Below are 19,158 nucleotides of genomic sequence, written 5' to 3'. Positions count from 1 at the left end.
AGGAACCATGCGACGACGCCCCACCCCGCGCGTGACGATCGCGATCGCCGCGGCTGCAGTGCTCGCCACCGCCGCCCTGCCGGCGGCGGCTGCGGTGCCCGCGGCGCACGCCAAGCACGCCGCGCAGGTCGAGGAGCTGCCGTTCACCGTCGACTCGTCCAACCAGGCGGGCTGGTGGAAGCCGATCGACGTCGTCGACGGCACCACGTACGTGGCCTTCAACGCGCCCGGGCCGACGGCCGCGACGCACGAGGTCCACGTGGCCTCGCGCGGCGTGGACGGCGGCTGGACCGACGGCTGCCTGCGGGCGGCGGACGGCGCCTGCGCGACGTTCGTCGACGACGACGGCCACAACCAGCCGTCGATCGTCGTGGACGGCGACGGGAACGTGCACGCCTTCGTCTCGATGCACCACGAGCAGTGGAACTACTTCCGCACCACGACGCCGGGCGACGTGACGAGCCTCGTCGACGTCTCGGCCGAGATGCCCGACCAGGACCTCGCCGTCACCTACCCGGTGACGGCCCGCGGCGCCGACGGCGACGTGTACGTCATGGCGCGGGCGGGGGCGGACCAGCGGCAGGCCCGCACGGGCAACCTGTACCGCTTCGACACGGTCGCGGGCACCTGGTCGCGGGTCGCCGTCGTGGCGGACGCCCAGGGCTATTCGTTCTACCCCGACGACCTCGAGGTGGGCACCGACGGGCGCGTGCACGTGCTGTGGGAGTGGGGCCCGTGGCCCGCCGACCCGTCGCGGCACCTCGGCTCGTACGCCGTGTACGACCCGGCCGACGGCTCGTTCCGCGACGTCGCCGGGACCGCGCTGAGCACGCCGATCACCCCGGCCACGCCGGGCTCGGTGGTCTACCAGCCCTACGTCGAGGGCGAGGACATCAGCTCCTACTGGCCGGCGCTGCAGACGGCGAAGCTGTCGGTGCACGGCGACGAGCTCGACGGCATCGCCTACCGGTTCCGCACCGAGGGCGTCACGGCCTTCGACGGCTACGACGTGCGGTTCGCCCGATGGGACGGCGGCGCGTGGCAGCGCCAGACCGTGCTCGACCTCGGGGCGGTGGGCCCCGGGGTCGAGACCTCGGCCGCGATCGAGACCACGTCGGCCGGCCCGACCACCCGCGTCTACGCGGTCGTCGAGACGAGCTCGTGCGCCACCGGCCGGCAGAGCGCCGTGCTCCGCGCCGAGCAGGTGCGCGGCGAGAGCACGTGGCGGTTCGGCACGCTGGGCGACGCCCGGACCGGGGCCCAGCGGCTCAGCGCCGTCACGGCGCCCACGGGCACCGACCAGCTGTACGTCACGGTCCCGAGCGCCGGGGAGCTGTTCCACGCCACGGTGCCCCGCACGGGCGGCACGCCGGAGGGCTCGACGGCGGCCGAGGTCGTCGCCGGGCTGCGCGGCGAGGCCTCGGGCACCAACGTCGCCCGGGGCGCCGCCGTCACGGTCTCGTCGTCGCTGCGCGCCGACACCGGCGGCGAGCTCGCCGTGGACGGCGACTGCACGGACGCCAGCCGCTGGATCTCGGCGGCCGACGACGCCCAGCCGGTGCTCACCGCCGACTGGGGCTCCGACGAGGCCGTGGACACCGTGCGCGTGCGCAGCGGCTACACGAAGTCGACCGGCACCGCCGACGTGCTGCGCTCCTTCTCCGTGGAGCTGCACACGCCGGACGGCTGGGTACCGGCCGGCCAGGTCACGAACAACACCTCGGGCACCGTCACCCTGCCGGTGCCCACCACCACGGCGGACCAGGTCCGCCTGCTGATCACCGACCCCTCGGCGTCGGCGACGGACGTCGCCCGCGTCTACGAGGTCGAGGTGCTCGCCGCGGACGGCTGACACGGCTCGTCGGTCGAGCCTGTCGAGACCACGTCGCGGGTCTCGACAGGCTCAACCACCGGGTCTCGACACGCTCAACCATCGAAGAAGGACTGGGAGAACATGCGCACGCAGACCGTCGAGGCGGACGTGGTCGTCGTCGGAGGGGGGCTCGCCGGCGTCAGCGCGGCGGTCGCCGCCGCGCGGCTGGGCCGCCAGGTCGTGCTGGTCAACAACCGGCCGGTGCTGGGCGGCAACTCCTCCTCCGAGGTGCGGGTGTGGGTGTGCGGTGCCACCGCGCACGGCAACCAGCGCTGGGCCCGGGAGACAGGGATCGTCGGCGAGATGTATGTCGAGAACCAGTACCGCAACCCCGAGGGCAACCCGGTCTACTGGGACGACGTCGTGCTGGACACCGTGCGCCGCGAGGAGAACCTGCGGCTCTTCCTCAACACGGACGTGCGCGAGGTGGTCGCCAGCGGCCCCGACGACGCGCGCCGCATCGAGTCCGTCACCGGCTGGACGATGGGCTCGGAGATCCTCACGACGTTCACCGCGCCGGTCTTCCTCGACTGCACCGGCGACGGCCTCGTGGGCCACCTGGCCGGCGCGCGGTACCGGCTCGGCAAGGAGTCGCAGGCCGAGTTCGGCGAGGAGTGGGCGCCGCCGGAGCCGGTGCGCGAGTTCCTCGGCTCCACGCTGCTCTTCTACACCAAGGACCTCGGCCACCCGGTGAAGTACGTCGCGCCGGAGACCGCGATCGACATCACCCGCACGCCCATCCCGATGAACCGCGTCATCCGCAGCGGCGACTCCGGCGCGCACTACTGGTGGATCGAGTGGGGCGGCGAGCTCGACATCGTCGACGACAACGAGCGCATCCGCGACGAGCTGCGCGGCGTCATCCTCGGCATCTGGGACTACATCAAGAACTCCGGGAAGTTCGACGCCGACAACCTCACGCTCGAGTGGATCGGCAACGTGCCCGGCAAGCGCGAGTACCGCCGCCTCGTCGGCGACTACACGCTGCACCAGGGCGACGTCGTCGACCAGACGGTGTTCGAGGACGGCGTCGCGTTCGGCGGCTGGTCGATCGACCTGCACCCGGCCCAGGGCATGTACGCCGAGGGCGCGGGCGCGCTGCAGCGGTTCTCCGAGGGCGTCTTCGAGATCCCCTACCGCTCCCTGTACTCGGTGAACGTGGAGAACATGCTGTTCGCCGGGCGGGACGTGTCGGCCACGCACATCGCCTTCGGCGCGGCCCGCGTCATGGCGACGTGCGGCGCGATGGGCCAGGCCGCGGGCACCGCGGCGGCCCTGTGCGTGGAGCACGGCACCACGCCGCGCGGCATCTACACCGACCACCTCGACGAGCTCCGCCAGACCCTGCTGCGCTGGGACGCGCCCGCGGTCGGCATCGCGAACGCCGACCCGCACGACCTCGCCCGCCGGGCCCGCGTCACGGCGTCCAGCGCGACGACGCGCGTCGCCGCGCCGGTCACGGAGCCGTCGGACGGCGACCCCTACGACGCGTACGACGTCTACGACCTCGACGTGGACCTCGGCATCGTGCTGCCCGTCGACCCGCGCCTCGACACGGTCGAGCTGCTCGTCTCCGCCCGCCGCGACACGACGCTCTCGGTCGAGGTGTGGTCCACCGGCAAACCGCAGAACGTGGTGCCCGCGCACCTCGAGGCCAAGACCGACGTCGCCGTGGCCGCGGGCGACGAGCGCTGGGTCACCGCGCACGTGCCGTTCACGCCCGACGCGCCGCAGAACGCCGTCGTCGTGCTGCGCGCCAACCCCGACGTCGCGGTGCGCACCACGTCCCCGCTGCCCGCGGGCGTCCTCACGCTGGTGCACCGCGTCGACAACGACGACCAGAACGTGCAGATCAGCTCCGACGAGCTGCTGGTGCAGTGGCCCACCAAGCCGCTGCGCGGGCGGTCCGTCGTCTTCCGCGCCGGCCCGGACACCCGCGCCCTCGCCCCCGAGCGCGCCACGAGCGGGTTCCACCGCAACCACGGCGGCCCGAACCTCTGGGCGTCGTCCCCGCTGGTGCCTGGCCGCGACGAGTGGCTGCGCCTCGACTGGGACGAGCCCGTGACCGGGCGCGAGGTGCGCGTGGTGTTCGACGACGACCTCGACGTCGAGCTCAATACGCTGCACCACCACCGCACGCCCGACGAGATCATGCCGACGCTCGTGAAGGACTACCGGGTCGAGGTGCTGCCCGCCGGCGCTCCCGGGGCCGGCGACGACTGGGTGACCGTGGCCGACGAGACGGACAACCGGTGGCGCCTGCGCGTGCACCCCCTGCCCGCCGACGTCGGGCCGCTGCGCGCCGCCCGCCTCGTGATCGGCGCGACGAACGGCGCAGCGCAGGCCCGTGTGGTCGCGCTGCGCGTGCAGGAGTGACGGTGCCGCACGCAGGACTCACCCGCACGGCCCGCGGCATCGTCACGCCGGCCCGGGCTACGCTGACGGCCGTGCACAGGAAGGAGCGCACCGGCATCGTGGCGCTCGCCGTGCCGGACCTCGAGGAGCCGTACTTCGCCGAGCTCACGGCGCTGCTGGTGCGGCGCGCGGACGAGCGCGGCCTGTCGATCCTCATCCAGCAGACCGCCGGCGACCACGAGCGCGAGGTGGACGTCGCCAACGGCCTCGGGCTGCCCCCGACCGACGGGCTCATCCACATCCCGCGCGCGCTGTCCGTCGCCGACCTGACCCGGCGCACCTCCCCCGGCCCGCTGGTGCTGCTCGGCGAGCACATCCTGGTCAGCCCGTTCACGCACGTGACGATCGACAACCGGGCCGCGTCGTACGCCGCGACCGCGCACCTCGCGTCCGTCGGGTGCCGCCGGGTGGCGTTCGTCGGCCCGCGCGACGCCCGCCCGTCGGACGCGGCCGACCGCCGGTACGCCGGCTACCGGGAGGCCGTGGCCGCGCTCGGCATCGCGGACGACCCGGAGCTCGTCGCCCAGGTCGAGTCGTTCACGCCCGCCGAGGGGCTGCGCGCCGTGCGCGAGCTCCTGGAGCGCGGCGTGGAGCTCGACGGCATCGTCTGCTCCAACGACTCGGTCGCGTTCGGCGCCCTGCCCGCCCTGCACGACGCCGGGCAGCGCATCCCCGAGGACGTCGCGGTCGTCGGCATCGACGACGTGCGCGGCGCCCGCTTCACGACGCCGTCGCTCACGTCCGTCTCCCCCGACAAGGAGGCGCTGGTGGAGCGGGCGCTGAGCGAGCTCGAACGGCAGATCGCCACGCCGCCCGGCGCGAACCTGCCGGTGCAGCACGTCGTGGTGGACGCGCGCGTCGTCCACCGCGCGAGCACCGCCCGCTGACGGCGGTGCCGCCCCGCAGCGTGCCGGAGCACGGCGGTCAGCCGACCGGGACCACCCAGAGCTCGCCCACGTGCGCCTCGACGAGCTCGCGCGCGTCGTCGTCCAGGCCGTCGTCGGTGACGAGGCGCTCCACCTCGTGCAGGTCGACGATGGTCGTGAGGCCGACGACGCCCCACTTGGTGTGGTCGGCGAGCACGACCGCGTCCTGGCCCGCGGCGAGCAGCGCCCGGTCGGTCTCCGCCTCCAGCAGGTTGGGCGTCGTGAGGCCGGCGTGCAGGTCGACGCCGTGCACCCCGAGGAACGCCACGTCGAGGTGCAGGTGCTCCAGCGAGCGGACGGCGACGGGGCCCACGAGGGCGTCGGACGGCGTGCGCACGCCGCCGGTGAGCACCACGGACTGCGTGTACGGCTCGTCGGCGCGCTCGGGCCGGCGGAGCACCTCGGCCACCGGGAGCGAGTTGGTCACCACGGTGAGGTCCGGGACCGCGCGCAGCTCCTGGGCGAGGATCCACGCCGTCGTGCCGCCCGAGAGGCCCACGGCCATGCCCGGCTCCACGAGCTGCGCGGCGCGGCGGGCGATGGCCCGCTTCTCGGCGACGAGGTGCTGCGTGCGGGCGGCGAACGCCCGCTCGTGGCCCGCCTCGGGCGCGTCGCCGCGCGTCGTGGCGCCGCCGCGCACCCGGTCGAGCTCGCCCGCGTCCGCGAGCGCCTCGATGTCCCGGCGCACCGTCATGGCGCTGACGCCCAGCTCCTCCGCGAGCTCGGTGACGCTCGCGGCGCCCCTGCGGCGCACCTCGGCCACGATCCGCGACCTGCGTTCTGCGACGAGCACCCGCACCCCTTTCGACCCGCGGCACAGTCTGTCACGCAGGCTGCCACCCGTTGGCCCTGACCCGGAGAACCTGGAGACCCCGTGACGCCGCCCGCCCCCTATGACGCCTGGTTCCCCGACAGCCCGATCGACGGCACGTACGGCTTCGACCGGGACGCCCTGCTCGCCGTGCCGCCGGCCGCGGAGCCGGAGGGGTTCGCCGACCTGTGGCGGTCGTGGCACGCGGCGGCCCGCGGCGTCCCCGCCGACGTCGTGACCGCGCCGGTGGGCCGCCAGGGTGCGCACGACGTGTCCGTCGTGACGTTCACCGCCGCCGGCGGCCTGCGGCTGCGCGCGTGGCTCGCGCTCCCCGTAGAGGGCCCGGTGCGCGTGGGGATCGTGCACGGCCACGGGTACGGCGGCCGCGACGCGCCGTCGTTCGAGCGGGTGCCGCGCGACGCGGCGGTGATCTTCCCGGTGGCCCGCGGCCTGGGGTCGCTCAACTCCGGGGTCGGGGCCCCGGCGGTGAGCACCGAGCACGTGCTCGCCGGCATCGAGGACGTCGAGACGTACGTGCTCGGCCGCTGCGCGGTCGACCTGTGGCACGCCGCCACCGCGCTGCAGGAGGCGCTCGCCGGCGTCCCCGGGGTGCCGGACGACCTGCCGCTGTACTACGTGGGCACCAGCTTCGGCGGCGGGGTCGGCGCCCTGGCCCTGCCGTGGGACGACCGGTTCGTGGGCGCCACGCTCGAGGTGCCGAGCTTCGGCCAGTACGACGAGCGCCTCGCCGTGCCGTGCACCGGCAGCGGCGAGGCCCAGCGCCGGTACGTGGCGGCGCACCCCGGGGCGCGCGCGGTGCTCGCCCTCACCGACGCGTCCGTGGCGGCCACGCACCTGCGCGTCCCGACCCGCGTCGAGTGCGCCCTGTGGGACGCGCACGTGCCGCCGCCCGGCCAGTTCGGCGTCGCGAACGGCGTCCCCGCGGCCGAGCTGGAGCTGGCCGTGCACTCCGCCGGGCACGCGGAGTACCCCGGCCAGGCGCGCGAGATGGCCGCGGCGTTCGCGGCCACCCGCGATCACGTCGCACGCGCCGTGGCGCGTGCGACGTGATCGCGGCGAGGACGCTCAGTTCCAGTCGTCGATCTTCACGTCCCGGGGCGACGGCGCGGCGTCACCGCCCTCGACCAGGGCCTTGAGGCTCACCAGGAACGTGGCCCACTTGGTGCTGCAGTGGTGCATGAACTCGACGGGCTCGCGCCAGCCGCGGTGCGCGAACAGCACGATCGTGAAGTCGCCGTCCTGGCGCAGGTCCCACTCGATCGTCGTCCCGACCCACTCCTCGGGGCCGTCGACCACCCGCCACACCACGCGCTGCTGCGGGACGGCCTCCACGACCTCCATGACGAAGCCGCCGTCGGGGAACCGGAACTCGACGGTGCCGCCGAGCCCGGCGTCTCCCGTCGTCTTCTCGGTCCACCAGCGGGCGAGGCCGTCGACCGTCGTCAGCGCGTCGTACATCGTCTCGGGCGTCGGGGTCTCGGCCCCGATGCGGTGCAGGATGTCCACCATCGTGATCAGCTCCTTCTCGTGGTCTCGATCGCCTCGGCGATCGCCTTGATGCGGTGCAGCCTGCGGTCCCATGCCCGGCCGACGGACGCGAGCTGGTCCGCCGCCCGGGCGAGCTGGGCGGCGTCCACCTGGCACCGCCGCTCCCGGCCCACCGAGGTCGAGCGGACGAGGCCGGCCCGGTCGAGCACGTCCAGGTGCTTGGCCACCGCCTGCCGGGTGACCGGCAGCTGCCGGCTCAGCGACGAGGCGGTGCCTCCGCCGTCCGCGAGCAGCAGGTCGAGGATGCGGCGCCGCGTGGGGTCCCCGATCGCCGACCAGAGGTCGTCGTCGACCGGGCCCGGCGTCGCGGGACTCACGACGCCACCCCCGGCGACTGCGCGTAGGTCACGAGCCGCGGCAGATAGAAGGCCCAGCCCTCGACGTGCTCCCGGTACTGCTGCTCGAGGACGGCGACCTCCCAGCCCATCTCGCGGAAGCCGGTCTCGGTCATCCGCAGCAGCGTCCCGCCGCCCGACGGCACGAGCTCGAAGGTGACGAGCAGCGAGTTCCCCTCGGCCGCGGCCTCGCCGGCCGGGTGCGTCCAGCGGAACGAGAACGTCCGCGGCGGCAGCGACTCGACGACGGTGAGCTGCTCGACCGACCGGTCGGCGCCCTCGCCGAAGACGATCTCCCCCGTGCCTCCCGGCTCCGAGGAGTACCGGGCGTCGTCCGGCCACCACTGCTTGACGTGGTCCGGGCTGCTCACCACCTCGAAGACGACCTCGGGTGACGCGTCCACGAAGATCTCGCGCTCGATGCTTCCCAGCTCCATGACGCCCTCCCGCAACTATTGGTTGCACATCAACATAGCCTCGCCGGACCAGATGCGCAACCATGAGTTGCGGAATATGCCATCAGGTCGGAAAGTCAGTCCTCGGCGAACAGGCGCGCGGCGAGCGCGCAGGGGTCCGCGGGGTCGTCGGCGACCGGGGCGGCCGCAGTCAGCGGGCTGGGGGAACCCGACGGCGAAGCGGCCGTCGTCGGGCCGCCCGTCCCGCACGCCGTCAGCAGGGTCAGGAGCGCGACGGCGGGCAGCACGGAGCGGACGCGACGAGGCATGGGCACATGCCTCACCAGCACCGCGGACCGCGGGCAAGACCCTCGCGACCGCGCCTACCGCCGACGCGTCGCCAGGAACTCGCCGATGCGGCCGATGGCCTCGGTGAGGACCTCCTCGTCGGGCAGGGTGACGAGGCGGAAGTGGTCGGGCTCGAACCAGTTGAACCCGGTGCCGTGCGTGACCAGGATCTTCTTCGCCCGCAGCAGGTCGATGACGAACTGCTCGTCGTCCTCGATCGGGTACATCTCCGGGTCGAGGCGCGGGAAGCAGTACAGCGCGCCCTTCGGCCGGACCGATGTGACGCCGGGGATCTCGTTGAGCAGCTTGTCGGCCAGCATCGCCTGGTCGTAGAACCGCCCGCCGGGCACGATGAGCTCGTCGATCGACTGGTAGCCGCCGAGCGCCGTCTGGATGGCGTGCTGCGCGGGCACGTTGGCGCACATGCGCATGTTGGCCAGCAGGGTGAGGCCCTCGAGGAACTCGGTGGCGGTCTCCTTCGGGCCCGACACCATGACCCAGCCGGCGCGGTAGCCGCACACGCGGTACGCCTTCGACAGGCCGCTGAAGGTCAGGCACAGCACGTCGTCGCCCGCGGCGGCCGCGGCGTGGTGGTGGGTGGCGCCGTCGAACAGGATCTTCTCGTAGATCTCGTCGGTGAGGACCACGAGGTCGTGACGGCGGGCGATGTCCACCATCGCCTCGACCATCTCCTTGCTGTACACGGCGCCGGTGGGGTTGTTCGGGTTGATGATCACCATGGCGTGCGTGTTCTCGGTGATCTTCGACTCGAGGTCCTCGAGGTCCGGCATCCAGCCGTTCTCCTCGTCGCACCGGTAGTGCACCGCCGTGCCGCCGCACAGCGTGACCGCGCCGGTCCACAGCGGGTAGTCGGGCGCCGGCACGAGGATCTCGTTCCCCTCGTCCACGAACGCCTGCAGCACCATCGAGATGAGCTCGGAGACGCCGTTGCCGATGAACACGTCGTCCACCGTCGTGTCCCGCAGGCCGCGCGACTGGTAGTACTGCGCCACCGCGGTGCGCGCCTCGTAGATGCCGCGCGAGTCGCTGTACCCCTGCGCCTCCGGCAGGTGGTGCACGACGTCGGCCTGGATGGCCGCCGGTGCCTCGAAGCCGAACGGCGCCGTGTTGCCGATGTTCAGCTTGAGGATGCGGTGGCCCTCGGCCTCGAGGCGCTGGGCCTCGACGAGGATGGGGCCGCGGACGTCGTAGCGGACGCCGCGGAGCTTGCGGCTCTGTCGGATGGTGCGCACGGGGACCATCATCCCCCGCGCCCCCGCCGTCCGACACGGCCATTCCGCGACGAGCGGCCCCAGGGTCACGACGGCGGGCCGACGTCGCAGGTCAGCGGGCCGCGGCGTCGCCCGTCGCGGGGCGGCCGGTCGCGGCGTCGTCCCGCGAGGTCGTCGCCGGCGCGGCGCCGACCAGCGCGTCCAGGCGCTCCAGCCGCTGCGCGGTGGCGTCGTCGGCGGGCGTCATGAGGATGATCCGGTCCCCGCGGGCGCGGTCCAGCCACAGGCTCTGGAAGTGCACGTCCAGCCGGCCGACGCGGGGCGACCGGTAGCGACGCAGCTGCGTCCGGTCGGCCGCGACGTCGTACGACTCCCAGTGCCGGACGAAGTCGGGGGACGCGGCGCGCAGCCGGGACACCAGGGCGGCCCAGCGCGGGTCGTCGCGGTGCTCGGGCTCGCGGGCCCGCAGCCGCGCGGCGATGTCGTGCAGCACCGTGTCCTCGGCGTCGCCCAGGGCCCCGCGCCAGCGCGGGTCGGTGTACATCAGCCAGGCGCAGTTGCGCTCCTCGGGCGGGTGGGCGTCGAGGTCGTCGAACAGGTACCGGTAGGCGCGGTTGGCCGCCAGGAGGTCGTAGCCGTCGGTCTGGACGGCGGCCGGGAACGGCAGCAGCCCCGCCAGCACGGCCAGCTGCTCGGGCCGCACCTCGGCCGGCGCCCCCGGCGCGACCGCGGCCTCCCGGCCCGCCAGCGCCATGAGGTGCCGGCGCTCCGCCGGGTCGAGCCGCAGCACCCGGGCCACCGCGTCGAGCACCTGGTCGGAGACGTTCTTCGCCCGCCCCTGCTCGAGCCACGTGTACCAGGTGACCCCCACCCCGGCGAGCTGCGCCACCTCCTCCCGGCGCAGGCCGGGGGTGCGGCGGCGGCCGCCCGCGGGCAGCCCGACGTCGCCAGGACGGACCCGGCCGCGGCGCTCGCGCAGGAACTCTCCCAGGGCGGCCCGGTCGGGGGCGACGGCGGTCATGCCGCCCAGTCTCGCCCCGCGCGGCCCGCGGATCCAGGTGCTGCCGGTACCACGATCAGCAGGCTCCTGGTACCAGGATGACGAGGAGCGCACCGTCGGGTCATGACCTTGCCCCCCACGGCCGCGCCCACCACGGCGCCCACCTCGGCCCCGAGCACCGCGCGCGTCACGACCCACGACGCCGCCCCCGTCGAGGCCGCGACGCCCACCCGCGCGCTCACCGGCCTCGGCCTCGCCGTCCTGCTCCTCGCCTACCTGCCGGTCAACATGACCTTCGGGTCCGTGAACCTGCTCGCCCCGGCGATCACCTCGGACCTCGGCACCGCGATCTCGGGCGGCCAGCTCGTGCTCTCCGCGTACACGACGACGTTCGCCGCCACCCTCGTCGTCGCCGGCCGCCTGGGCGACCGCTACGGCCGGCGACGGCTGCTCGCCGTCGGGCTGACGGCGTTCGCCGCGCTGTCGGTGCTGGCGGCAGTCGCGCCGAGCCTGACCGTGCTGGTCGCGCTGCGGGCCGCCCTCGGCGTCGCCGCGGGCCTGTTCACGCCGCAGGTGCTCTCCACCATCCAGGCCACCGCCCCCGACCGGCTGCGCACGCTGGGCGTCACCCTGTTCACCGCGGTGAGCGGCGTCGCGACCATCGCCGGGCAGGTCCTCGCGGGGGCCGTGGCCGGGCTCGCCGGGGAGCACCTGGGCTGGCGGCTGGTGCAGGCGGCCACGGGCGCGATCGCCGCCGCGGCCCTGCTCGCGCTGCGGACCGTGCCCGAGTCCCGCTCGTCGGCGCCGCTGTCCCTCGACCTGCGCGGCGCGACCCTGCTCGGCGCCGGGCTGCTGCTGCTCGTGGTGCCGCTGACGCTCGGCGCGTCGGCCGGCTGGCCGCCCGCCCTGATCGGCATGCTCGCCGCGGCCGGCGTCGTCCTCGCCCTGTTCGCCCGGTCCCAGCACCGGGCCGAGCGGCGCGGCGAGCTGCCTGTCGTGCCGCCGAGCGTGCTGCGCAGCCCCGCCGTGCGGCTCGGGCTGGTCATGACCCTGCTGTTCTTCACCGGCTACGGGGCGTTCCTGTACGAGTTCTCGGCCCTCGCGCAGGGCGCGCTCGGCGCCGACGCCTGGGGCACGGTCGTGCTGCTGCTCGGCTTCGGCGGCGCGTTCGTCGCCACGGCCCTCGCGATGCCGGTGATCGAACGGCGCACGGGCCGCTGGACGATGGCCGGGGCCGCCGTCGCGCAGGCCCTGGTGCTCGGCGCGCTCGCCGTCGTGGTCGGCGGCGGGCACGGCGGGACGACGGCGGTCCTGCAGCCGCTGCTCATGGCGCTCGGCGCCGCCCAGGCACTCATGTACGGGCCGGTGCTCCGCACGGTCCTGTCGCGGACGCCGACCTGGGCCGCCGGCGTCGCGGGCGGGCTGTTCACCACGCTGCAGCAGCTCGGGCTCGGCCTCGGCGTCGCCGTCCTCGGTGGGCTGTTCCAGTCCGTCGCCGCGCGGGCGTCCGGGGGCGCGGCGGCCGGGCTGCCGCGCGGCTTCGTCGTCGCCGTCGTCGTGCAGGCGGGCCTGGCGCTGACCTTCGCGGCGCTCGCCACGCGGGTCGCGCGCGGTCAGCGCTGACGACGCGCTCGGTTCGGCAGGTCGATCTGCCGCATGGGTGGCACCGTCCCGCCTGGTGCGCGACGGTGGAACCTCACGCTTCACGCTTGGAGGTCGTCATGAAGGTCGTCGTCATCGGTGCGCTCGGCAAGGTCGCGCGCCAGCTCGTCCCGCTGCTCGCGGACGGCGGCACCGGACCCGTCGTCGACGTCGTCGGCGTCGTGCGCAAGCCCGAGCAGACGGACCGCGTCGCGGACCTCGGCGCGGACCCGCTGCTGCTCGACGTCGAGCACGCGAGCACCGAGGAGATCGCCGGCGCGCTGGCCGGCGCCGACGCCGTCGTGTGGGCCGCCGGGGCGGGCGGCGGCAACCCCGACCGCACGTACGCCGTCGACCGCGACGCCGCGATCCGGTCCATGGACGCCGCCGCGAGCGCCGGGGTGCGGCGCTACGTGATGGTGTCGTGGGTCGGCTCCACGCCGGAGCACGGCGTCCCCGAGAGCGCGGGCTTCTTCGCCTACGCGGACGCCAAGCTCGCCGCCGACGACCACCTGCGCACCACCGACCTGGACTGGACGATCCTCGGCCCGGGCACGCTGACGGACGAGCCGCCCACCGGGCGGATCGCCGTCCTGCCGGAGACGGGCGCCGTGCCCTCCGGGACCGACACGAGCGTGCCGCGCGCCGACGTCGCACAGGTGGTCGCCGCGGCGCTGCGCGAGCCCGCCACCGTCGGTCGGTTCGTCCGGTTCTCCTCCGGGGACACGCCGATCCCCGCCGCGCTGCGGAGCCAGTCGTAGGCGACGGCGCAACAGCGGGCTTCAGCCGCGGCGCAGACGCTGCGCGTACACGTCGAGCACCTCGATGATCCCCGCGTGCTGATAGACCCGGTTGCGCTGCATCCCGGTGCGCTCCTCCAGCACTCCGGCGTCGACCAGCTGGCCGAGCGCGCGCTGCGCGCCCATCCCGTTCATGCCCACACTCTCGATCAGCAGGCTCGCGTTCACCACCGGGTGTGCGACCAGGTGCGGCAGCACCCTCCACGCCCCCGCGTTACGGCGCACGCCCGACATCCGACCCCGTGACCACTCCACCTGTGCGGCGAGGTCGTCGACCAGCTGAGCGCCGGAGGAGGCCGCGAAGCGGCTCGCGTTGCCGAAGCTCTCGATGATCGGTCTCGCGTCTCCGGCGCGATAGGCGCCGAGCGCTCGGAAGTAACCCTCGGTGTCGCGGAGCAGCCCCGCCGAGACAGGCGCCGTGGTGCTGGTCAGCACGCCTTTGGACCTCAGCAGGGCGTGCACGATCGCGCGGCCGGTGCGACCGTTGCCGTCGGCGAACGGGTGGACGGTCTCGAACTGGGCGTGCGCGATCGCCGCCTGCACGAGCACCGGCATGTCGTCGCGGCGCATGAACGCGACCAGGTCGTCCATCGCAGCCGGTACGCGCTCGGCCTGCGGAGCGATGTGGCTGGCCCCGATCGGGGTGAGTCCGCTGGAACCGACCCAGACCAGGCCTTCGCGGTAGCGACCGGCGTGCTCCTCCCAGCCTGGCTGGGCCTCGAGCAGCTCGCGTTGCATCGAGAGGATCGCGTCGGCGTCGAGGCGATCGGCGAGATCGAGCGCGGCCTCCATGGCACGCACGTTGGCCACGACCACTGTGGCGTTCCGCGAGGTCGACTGGTCGATCTCGGCGAGGGCCAGCTGCCGAGCGCCGACAGTCAAGTTCTCGATCTGGGAAGAGGAGGTGGACTCGGTCCGCAGCAGGATCGACGACATCGGCCCGAGCGTCGGGCTGTCCGCGCCGAGCACGGATCGGGCGTAGGTGTCGAAGCGCGCCAGGGCCGCGGTCGCCTCCTCGGCGTCAGCGGCGAGGTCCGTCGGCACGTTCGGCACGAACTGCGCGATGGGCGGGGTCACCGTGGACCGGTACGGGCCGCTGGCGGCCGCCACCCGTGCGCGGCCGTGCAGCCCGTCCGGCTCGGCCTGCCAGACATGCTCCTCGTCGCCCATCTCGGGGACGTTCACCGGAAGTGTGACCACGCCCGCCATCTTAGTAACACTTCATGCGAATGTGTTTCTTAGCGCCCGGCGAGGGTCACATGACGCCGGCTCCGCGGCCGACGCCGCGCGCTGATCGCCCCGTGCGGGCGGACGCCGGGGTCGGTGCGGGCGGCGGCCGCGACGACCTCGAACCCGGCCCGGTGCAGCCTGGCGGCCAGCTCCTCGATCGGCCAGTACCAGGCCCTCGTCACCGCGTGGTCGAACGGCTCCACGCGCGGGCCGCGGCAGAACCCGACCAGCAGTCCGCCGTCCGGCGCGACGGCGCGGGCGAGCCCGGCCAGCACGGCGTCCATCTCCTCCGGCGGCGTGTGGATGAGCGAGTACCAGGCGAGGACGCCGCCCAGGGACTCGTCGGGCACGCCGAGGTCGTCGAGCGAGGCGCGGCGGAAGCCGACGCCGGGGTACGCCGACCGCGCGCGCTCCAGGAACGGCTCCGCGAGGTCGACGCCCTCCGCGTCCAGGCCCTGGCGGGCGAGGAAGTCGGTCCAGTGCCCCGGCCCGCAGCCGGCGTCGACGACGCGCCCCGTCAGCCCGGCGGCCCACCGCGTGACCAGGTCCCGGTCGTCGTCGTGCACCGCGTCCATCGACCCGAACAGTGCGGTGTACTCCTCCGCTCGCGCCGCGTAGTCCGCGCTCGCGTCGCGCACGCGGTCAGCCCAGCTCACGCAGCGGCGCGGTCCGCTCCCCGCCGGCGTCCCCCGTGTTGACGGTCGCGGTCGGCTCGACGAGGAGCGCGTGCACCTCGCCGTCGGCCCGCGGGCAGTGCTCGACGCCCTTCGGCACGACGAAGACGTCGTGCGGCCCGAGGACGACGTCGCGGTCGCGGAGCTGGATCGTGAGCCGTCCGCTGAGCACGAGGAACAGCTCGTCCGTGTCGTCGTGCGTGTGCCACACGAACTCGCCGTCGAGCTTCACCACCTTCACGGCGTAGTCGTTGACGCTCGCCAGCAGGTGGGGCTGCCAGGGCCCCGGGACGCCCTCGAGGGCGGTCAGGATGTTCCGCACGTCGCTGCTCACCCCGTCACCTTAGGCACGCGGCACGGCGGTCAGGCCAGGAGCGCCGTGACGCGGCGGCGCACGCCCGCCGCATCGAGCCCGTGCGCGGCGGCGTGCTCGCGCGGGGTGCCGTAGCGCCGCAGCTCGACCTCGCCGGGCACGCCCACGTGCAGCACCCGGCTCGGCCGGTCGACCAGCGCGGCGGCCACGGCGGCGGCGCTCGTGCCCTCCAGGTAGGGCTCGACGACGGCGAGCACCGGCGCCGGGCCGGCCAGCGCACGCAGACCTTCGGCGTCGAGCGGGTGCGGGGTGGCGGTCCACGCGACGCGGACGGGCAGGTCGGCGGTGGCCTCCAGGACGGTGTCGAGCATCGGCCCGACGGCGACCACGAGCGGCGCGCCCGGCGTCCCGCCGTCGCGCACCAGGTGCAGCCGCCCGTCCACGGGGCCGGGCCGCGAGTTGCGCTGCCCGGACAGCCGCACGTAGACGCGGCCGGTGCCCGCGGCCTCGCGGTGCAGGATCTCCGCGACCTCGTCCGCGTGGCCGGGCACGTGCACCGTCCACCCCGGCAGCGCGGAGATCAGCGCGACGTCGGCCGGCGCCTGGTGGGTGCGGCCGCCGGCGCTGACGTCGTAGGAGGCGCCCGCGCTCACGAGCACCGCGCCGACGTCCTGGTGCCCGAGGTCGAGCTTGACCTGCTCGTACGGCCGCTCGACGAGGAACGACGCGAACGTGTGCACGATCGGGCGCCGCCCGGCCAGCGCGAGCCCGCCGGCCACGCCGATCAGCGCCTGCTCGCGGATCCCCACGTCGATGACGCGCCCGGGGTGCCGCTCGATCGCGCGAGTCATGTAGCCGGCGCCGATGACGGCCAGCACGACGTCCACGTCGGGGTGCGCGTCGAGCAGCGGGTCGATCTCCTCGTAGAAGCGGGTGCGCAGGTCGAGGGCAGGCGCCGCCGGGGCGAGGGTGGTCATGCGGACTCCTGCGTGGTGCTGTCGGACGTCGTGGTGGTGTCGACGACCACGACGGTGGGCCGGTCGGGCTCGGCGCGACGCAGCGCGGCGGCCAGGCGGGCCTGGTCGTGGCTGCGGACCTCCGCGGGCGACCAGCCCTCGACGGCGAACCGGGTGGCGATGCCGCCGGGCCACCCGAGGCCGTCGCTGTGGTTGTCGACGACGACGCACGTGAGGTTGCCGAGGCCGAGCCGCCCGGCCACCTGGATCGCCTCGGCGTTGCTCCCCTCGTCCAGCTCGGCGTCGCCCACCAGCACCACGACGCGAGCGGACGAGCGACCACGCAGGCCCAGCGCGAGGCCGACGGCGATCGGCAGCCCGTGGCCCAGGGAGCCGCTGCCGATCTCGACGCCCGGCACCAGCGTGCGGTCGGGGTGGTGGCCGAGCGGCGCGTCGAAGGCGCCGACGCCGTCCAGCCACTCCTCGGGGAAGAAGCCCTTCGCGGCCAGCACCGCGTACGTCGACGCCGGGCCGTGGCCCTTGGAGAGCAGGAACCGGTCGCGGTCCGGGTCGTCCGGACGGTGCGGATCGACGCGCAGCACCTGGTCGTACAGGGTCCACACGACGTCGAGCGTCGAGTGGGCGCTCGGGTCGTGCTTCTCGTCGCCCGTCACCCGGGCGACGAGCGCCCGGACGGACGGCGGGACGGTGGCGGCCTCGGCCGGTGGCGCGGATGTCGTCGTCATGGCTCGATCGTCACACCTCAACCAAACTTGAGGTCAAGCGTCCTCCGAGCACCACGTGCGGCACGTCACGCGGCGACGTCCTGCGGAACGTCCACGCCGGGGGCAGGATCGACAGCGGACCCGCCGCCGTCACCAGGAGGTCTTGCCATGGCCCGCACCGTCGCCGAACACCTCGTCGACCAGCTCGTCGCCGCCGGCGTCAAGCGCATCTACGGCATCGTCGGAGACTCGCTCAACCCCGTCGTCGACGCCGTGCGCCGCACGGAGGGCATCGACTGGGTGCACGTGCGCCACGAGGAGGCCGCGGCGTTCGCGGCCGCCGCAGACGCCGAGGTCACGGGCGAGCTCGCCGTCTGCGCCGGGTCGTGCGGGCCGGGCAACCTGCACCTCATCAACGGCCTCTACGACGCCAACCGGTCCCGCCTGCCGGTGCTCGCCATCGCGTCGCACATCCCGAGCGCGCAGATCGGCACGCAGTTCTTCCAGGAGACCCACCCGGACCGGATCTTCAACGAGGCCTCCGTGTTCTCGGAGCTGATCTCGTCGGCCTCCCAGCTGCCGCGTGTCACGCGCTCCGCCATCCAGCACGCCCTCGCCGCCCCCGGCGTCGCGGTGCTGACCCTGCCGGGCGACGTCGCCGACGAGCGCGTCCCCGACGACGACGCCCCGATCCTCGTGCCCGGCGCCTGCCCGGCGCGCGTCGTGCCGAACGAGACCGACGTCGAGGCCCTGGCCGAGGCGATCAACAAGGCCAAGAAGGTGACGCTCTTCGTCGGCGCCGGCGCCCGCGGTTCCCGCGACGCCGTGCTCGAGCTCGCCGACCTCGCCGCCGCGCCCGTCGGCCACTCGCTGCGCGGCAAGGAGATCATCCAGTACGAGAACCCCCACGACGTGGGCATGTCCGGGCTGCTCGGCTACGGGTCCTGCCACGAGGCGATGCACTCGGCCGACCTGCTGATCATGGTAGGTACGGACTTCCCGTACGACTCGTTCCTGCCCTCCGGCGTGCGGACCGCCCAGATCGACGTCGACGCCTCCCACCTGGGCCGGCGCACCCGCCTCGACCTGCCCGTGCACGGCGACGTCGGCGAGACGCTGCGGCTGCTCAACCCGCTGGTCACGCGCAAGAAGGACCGCAAGTTCCTGCGCTCCATGGTGGACAAGCACGCCGGCCTGATGACCAAGGTCGTCGGCGCGTACACCCGCAACGTGGAGAAGCACACGCCGATCCACCCCGAGTACGCGGCCGTGCAGCTCGACGAGACGGCCGCCGACGACGCCGTCTTCACCGTCGACACCGGCATGAACAACGTGTGGGCCGCCCGCTACCTCACGCCCAACGGGAAGCGGCGCGTCATCGGGTCGTTCATCCACGGGTCGATGGCGAACGCCCTGCCGCACGCCATCGGCGCCGCGTTCGCGCAGCCCGGCCGCCAGGTCGTGGCGCTCGCCGGCGACGGCGGCCTGTCCATGCTGCTGGGCGAGCTCATCACCGTGCGCACGTACGACCTGCCGGTCAAGATCGTCGTGTTCAACAACGCGACCCTCGGCATGGTGAAGCTCGAGATGCTGGTCGAAGGGCTGCCCTCGTACGGCACCGACTCGCCCCCGGTCGACTACCGCAACGTCGGGCTTGCCCTCGGCATCCCGTCGGTGCGCGTCGAGCGGCCGAAGGACCTGCGCCGCGCCCTCAAGGACGGCCTCGACCGCAAGGGGCCGGCGCTGATCGAGGTGGTCACCGACCCGAACGCGCTCTCCATCCCGCCGTCCATCACGTCCGGTCAGATCCGCGGGTTCGCCACCGCCATGACCAAGGAGATCTTCGGCGGCGGCATGGGCGAGGTGATGTCGATGGCGCGCTCGAACCTCAGGAACCTGCCCCGCTGACGCTCAC

Annotated in this window: 19 protein-coding genes; 7 read left to right on the top strand and 12 right to left on the bottom strand. The window is 74.2% G+C overall.

The window, feature by feature from the left end; all coding sequences use genetic code 11:
- The first annotated feature begins 7 nt into the window (after positions 1–7).
- From ACQFYA_RS02310 to ACQFYA_RS02300, 3 genes are all read left to right on the top strand, one after another.
- Complete coding sequence (locus tag ACQFYA_RS02310) at positions 8–1,852, top strand: BNR-4 repeat-containing protein (RefSeq protein WP_499121234.1); 1,845 nt, start codon at positions 8–10, stop codon at positions 1,850–1,852.
- Positions 1,853–1,954: 102 nt separating this feature from the next.
- The gene (locus ACQFYA_RS02305) at positions 1,955–4,249 is read left to right on the top strand and encodes an FAD-dependent oxidoreductase (RefSeq protein ID WP_499121232.1); all 2,295 of its coding nucleotides are present in this window, start codon (positions 1,955–1,957) and stop codon (positions 4,247–4,249) included.
- A 71-nt stretch (positions 4,250–4,320) separates the two neighbouring features.
- Positions 4,321–5,175: a LacI family DNA-binding transcriptional regulator gene (locus ACQFYA_RS02300; RefSeq protein WP_499121230.1), complete on the top strand. Its 855-nt coding sequence runs from the start codon at positions 4,321–4,323 to the stop codon at positions 5,173–5,175.
- Between the two features lie 37 nt (positions 5,176–5,212).
- Here the strand turns inward: ACQFYA_RS02300 and ACQFYA_RS02295 are convergent, their stop codons facing one another.
- Positions 5,213–6,007 carry a DeoR/GlpR family DNA-binding transcription regulator gene (locus ACQFYA_RS02295; RefSeq protein WP_499121227.1) on the bottom strand — a complete coding sequence of 265 codons (795 nt, stop codon included), beginning with the start codon at positions 6,005–6,007 and terminating at the stop codon, positions 5,213–5,215.
- A gap of 81 nt (positions 6,008–6,088) precedes the next feature.
- Here ACQFYA_RS02295 and ACQFYA_RS02290 point away from each other — a divergent pair, with 81 nt between their 5' ends.
- Positions 6,089–7,096, top strand: coding sequence for an acetylxylan esterase (locus ACQFYA_RS02290; RefSeq protein ID WP_499121225.1), 1,008 nt, complete (start codon positions 6,089–6,091; stop codon positions 7,094–7,096).
- 15 nt (positions 7,097–7,111) lie between these two features.
- Here ACQFYA_RS02290 and ACQFYA_RS02285 read toward each other — a convergent pair whose 3' ends face one another.
- The 6 genes from ACQFYA_RS02285 to ACQFYA_RS02260 all read right to left on the bottom strand — a co-directional run bounded on the left by ACQFYA_RS02285 (position 7,112) and on the right by ACQFYA_RS02260 (position 10,925).
- The gene (locus tag ACQFYA_RS02285) at positions 7,112–7,555 is read right to left on the bottom strand and encodes an SRPBCC family protein (RefSeq protein ID WP_499121222.1); all 444 of its coding nucleotides are present in this window, start codon (positions 7,553–7,555) and stop codon (positions 7,112–7,114) included.
- A 5-nt stretch (positions 7,556–7,560) separates the two neighbouring features.
- On the bottom strand, positions 7,561–7,911 hold the full coding sequence (locus ACQFYA_RS02280) for an ArsR/SmtB family transcription factor (protein ID WP_499121219.1): 351 nt from the start codon (positions 7,909–7,911) through the stop codon (positions 7,561–7,563).
- Positions 7,908–8,366, bottom strand: a complete 459-nt coding sequence (locus ACQFYA_RS02275; protein WP_499121216.1) for an SRPBCC family protein — start codon at positions 8,364–8,366, stop codon at positions 7,908–7,910. The genes ACQFYA_RS02280 and ACQFYA_RS02275 overlap by 4 nt, the downstream gene beginning before the upstream one ends.
- A 95-nt stretch (positions 8,367–8,461) precedes the next feature.
- Positions 8,462–8,653 (bottom strand): hypothetical protein, encoded by a 192-nt coding sequence (locus tag ACQFYA_RS02270; protein ID WP_499121214.1) that lies wholly within the window; start codon positions 8,651–8,653, stop codon positions 8,462–8,464.
- A 54-nt stretch (positions 8,654–8,707) separates the two neighbouring features.
- Complete coding sequence (locus tag ACQFYA_RS02265) at positions 8,708–9,925, bottom strand: pyridoxal phosphate-dependent aminotransferase (protein WP_416344374.1); 1,218 nt, start codon at positions 9,923–9,925, stop codon at positions 8,708–8,710.
- 91 nt (positions 9,926–10,016) lie between these two features.
- Positions 10,017–10,925: a helix-turn-helix transcriptional regulator gene (locus tag ACQFYA_RS02260; protein WP_499121210.1), complete on the bottom strand. Its 909-nt coding sequence runs from the start codon at positions 10,923–10,925 to the stop codon at positions 10,017–10,019.
- Positions 10,926–11,027: 102 nt separating this feature from the next.
- Here ACQFYA_RS02260 and ACQFYA_RS02255 point away from each other — a divergent pair, with 102 nt between their 5' ends.
- Complete coding sequence (locus ACQFYA_RS02255) at positions 11,028–12,527, top strand: MFS transporter (protein ID WP_499121207.1); 1,500 nt, start codon at positions 11,028–11,030, stop codon at positions 12,525–12,527.
- 98 nt (positions 12,528–12,625) lie between these two features.
- Positions 12,626–13,306 (top strand): SDR family oxidoreductase, encoded by a 681-nt coding sequence (locus ACQFYA_RS02250; RefSeq protein ID WP_499127403.1) that lies wholly within the window; start codon positions 12,626–12,628, stop codon positions 13,304–13,306.
- A gap of 21 nt (positions 13,307–13,327) precedes the next feature.
- Here ACQFYA_RS02250 and ACQFYA_RS02245 read toward each other — a convergent pair whose 3' ends face one another.
- Genes ACQFYA_RS02245 through ACQFYA_RS02225 form a run of 5 tightly spaced genes read right to left on the bottom strand, consistent with a single transcriptional unit; the run spans position 13,328 to position 17,264 of the window.
- Positions 13,328–14,530 (bottom strand): Fic family protein, encoded by a 1,203-nt coding sequence (locus ACQFYA_RS02245; RefSeq protein WP_499121205.1) that lies wholly within the window; start codon positions 14,528–14,530, stop codon positions 13,328–13,330.
- A gap of 53 nt (positions 14,531–14,583) precedes the next feature.
- Positions 14,584–15,213, bottom strand: coding sequence for a class I SAM-dependent methyltransferase (locus ACQFYA_RS02240; protein ID WP_499121202.1), 630 nt, complete (start codon positions 15,211–15,213; stop codon positions 14,584–14,586).
- A 4-nt stretch (positions 15,214–15,217) separates the two neighbouring features.
- The gene (locus ACQFYA_RS02235) at positions 15,218–15,583 is read right to left on the bottom strand and encodes a cupin domain-containing protein (RefSeq protein WP_499121200.1); all 366 of its coding nucleotides are present in this window, start codon (positions 15,581–15,583) and stop codon (positions 15,218–15,220) included.
- A 29-nt stretch (positions 15,584–15,612) separates the two neighbouring features.
- Complete coding sequence (locus tag ACQFYA_RS02230) at positions 15,613–16,539, bottom strand: transketolase family protein (RefSeq protein ID WP_499121197.1); 927 nt, start codon at positions 16,537–16,539, stop codon at positions 15,613–15,615.
- Positions 16,536–17,264: a thiamine pyrophosphate-binding protein gene (locus ACQFYA_RS02225; protein ID WP_499121194.1), complete on the bottom strand. Its 729-nt coding sequence runs from the start codon at positions 17,262–17,264 to the stop codon at positions 16,536–16,538. Before ACQFYA_RS02225 ends, ACQFYA_RS02230 begins: the two co-directional genes overlap by 4 nt.
- A gap of 147 nt (positions 17,265–17,411) precedes the next feature.
- Between ACQFYA_RS02225 and ACQFYA_RS02220 the strand changes: the two genes are divergently transcribed.
- The gene (locus ACQFYA_RS02220; RefSeq protein WP_499121191.1) at positions 17,412–19,151 is read left to right on the top strand and encodes a pyruvate dehydrogenase; all 1,740 of its coding nucleotides are present in this window, start codon (positions 17,412–17,414) and stop codon (positions 19,149–19,151) included.
- Positions 19,152–19,158 lie beyond the last annotated feature (7 nt).

The sequence above is a fragment of the Promicromonospora sp. Marseille-Q5078 genome (assembly GCF_050315395.1).
GTDB lineage: Bacteria > Actinomycetota > Actinomycetes > Actinomycetales > Cellulomonadaceae > Isoptericola.
This window is presented reverse-complemented; position numbering and strand designations above follow the sequence as displayed.

Coding starts and splice junctions, on each gene's coding strand:
- ACQFYA_RS02310 (WP_499121234.1), top strand. CDS start 8: ATGCGACGACGCCCCACCCCGCGCGTGACGATCGCGATCGCCGCGGCT.
- ACQFYA_RS02305 (WP_499121232.1), top strand. CDS start 1,955: ATGCGCACGCAGACCGTCGAGGCGGACGTGGTCGTCGTCGGAGGGGGG.
- ACQFYA_RS02285 (WP_499121222.1), bottom strand. CDS start 7,555: ATGGTGGACATCCTGCACCGCATCGGGGCCGAGACCCCGACGCCCGAG.
- ACQFYA_RS02275 (WP_499121216.1), bottom strand. CDS start 8,366: ATGGAGCTGGGAAGCATCGAGCGCGAGATCTTCGTGGACGCGTCACCC.
- ACQFYA_RS02270 (WP_499121214.1), bottom strand. CDS start 8,653: ATGCCTCGTCGCGTCCGCTCCGTGCTGCCCGCCGTCGCGCTCCTGACC.
- ACQFYA_RS02260 (WP_499121210.1), bottom strand. CDS start 10,925: ATGACCGCCGTCGCCCCCGACCGGGCCGCCCTGGGAGAGTTCCTGCGC.
- ACQFYA_RS02255 (WP_499121207.1), top strand. CDS start 11,028: ATGACCTTGCCCCCCACGGCCGCGCCCACCACGGCGCCCACCTCGGCC.
- ACQFYA_RS02250 (WP_499127403.1), top strand. CDS start 12,626: ATGAAGGTCGTCGTCATCGGTGCGCTCGGCAAGGTCGCGCGCCAGCTC.
- ACQFYA_RS02230 (WP_499121197.1), bottom strand. CDS start 16,539: ATGACCACCCTCGCCCCGGCGGCGCCTGCCCTCGACCTGCGCACCCGC.
- ACQFYA_RS02225 (WP_499121194.1), bottom strand. CDS start 17,264: ATGACGACGACATCCGCGCCACCGGCCGAGGCCGCCACCGTCCCGCCG.
- ACQFYA_RS02220 (WP_499121191.1), top strand. CDS start 17,412: ATGGCCCGCACCGTCGCCGAACACCTCGTCGACCAGCTCGTCGCCGCC.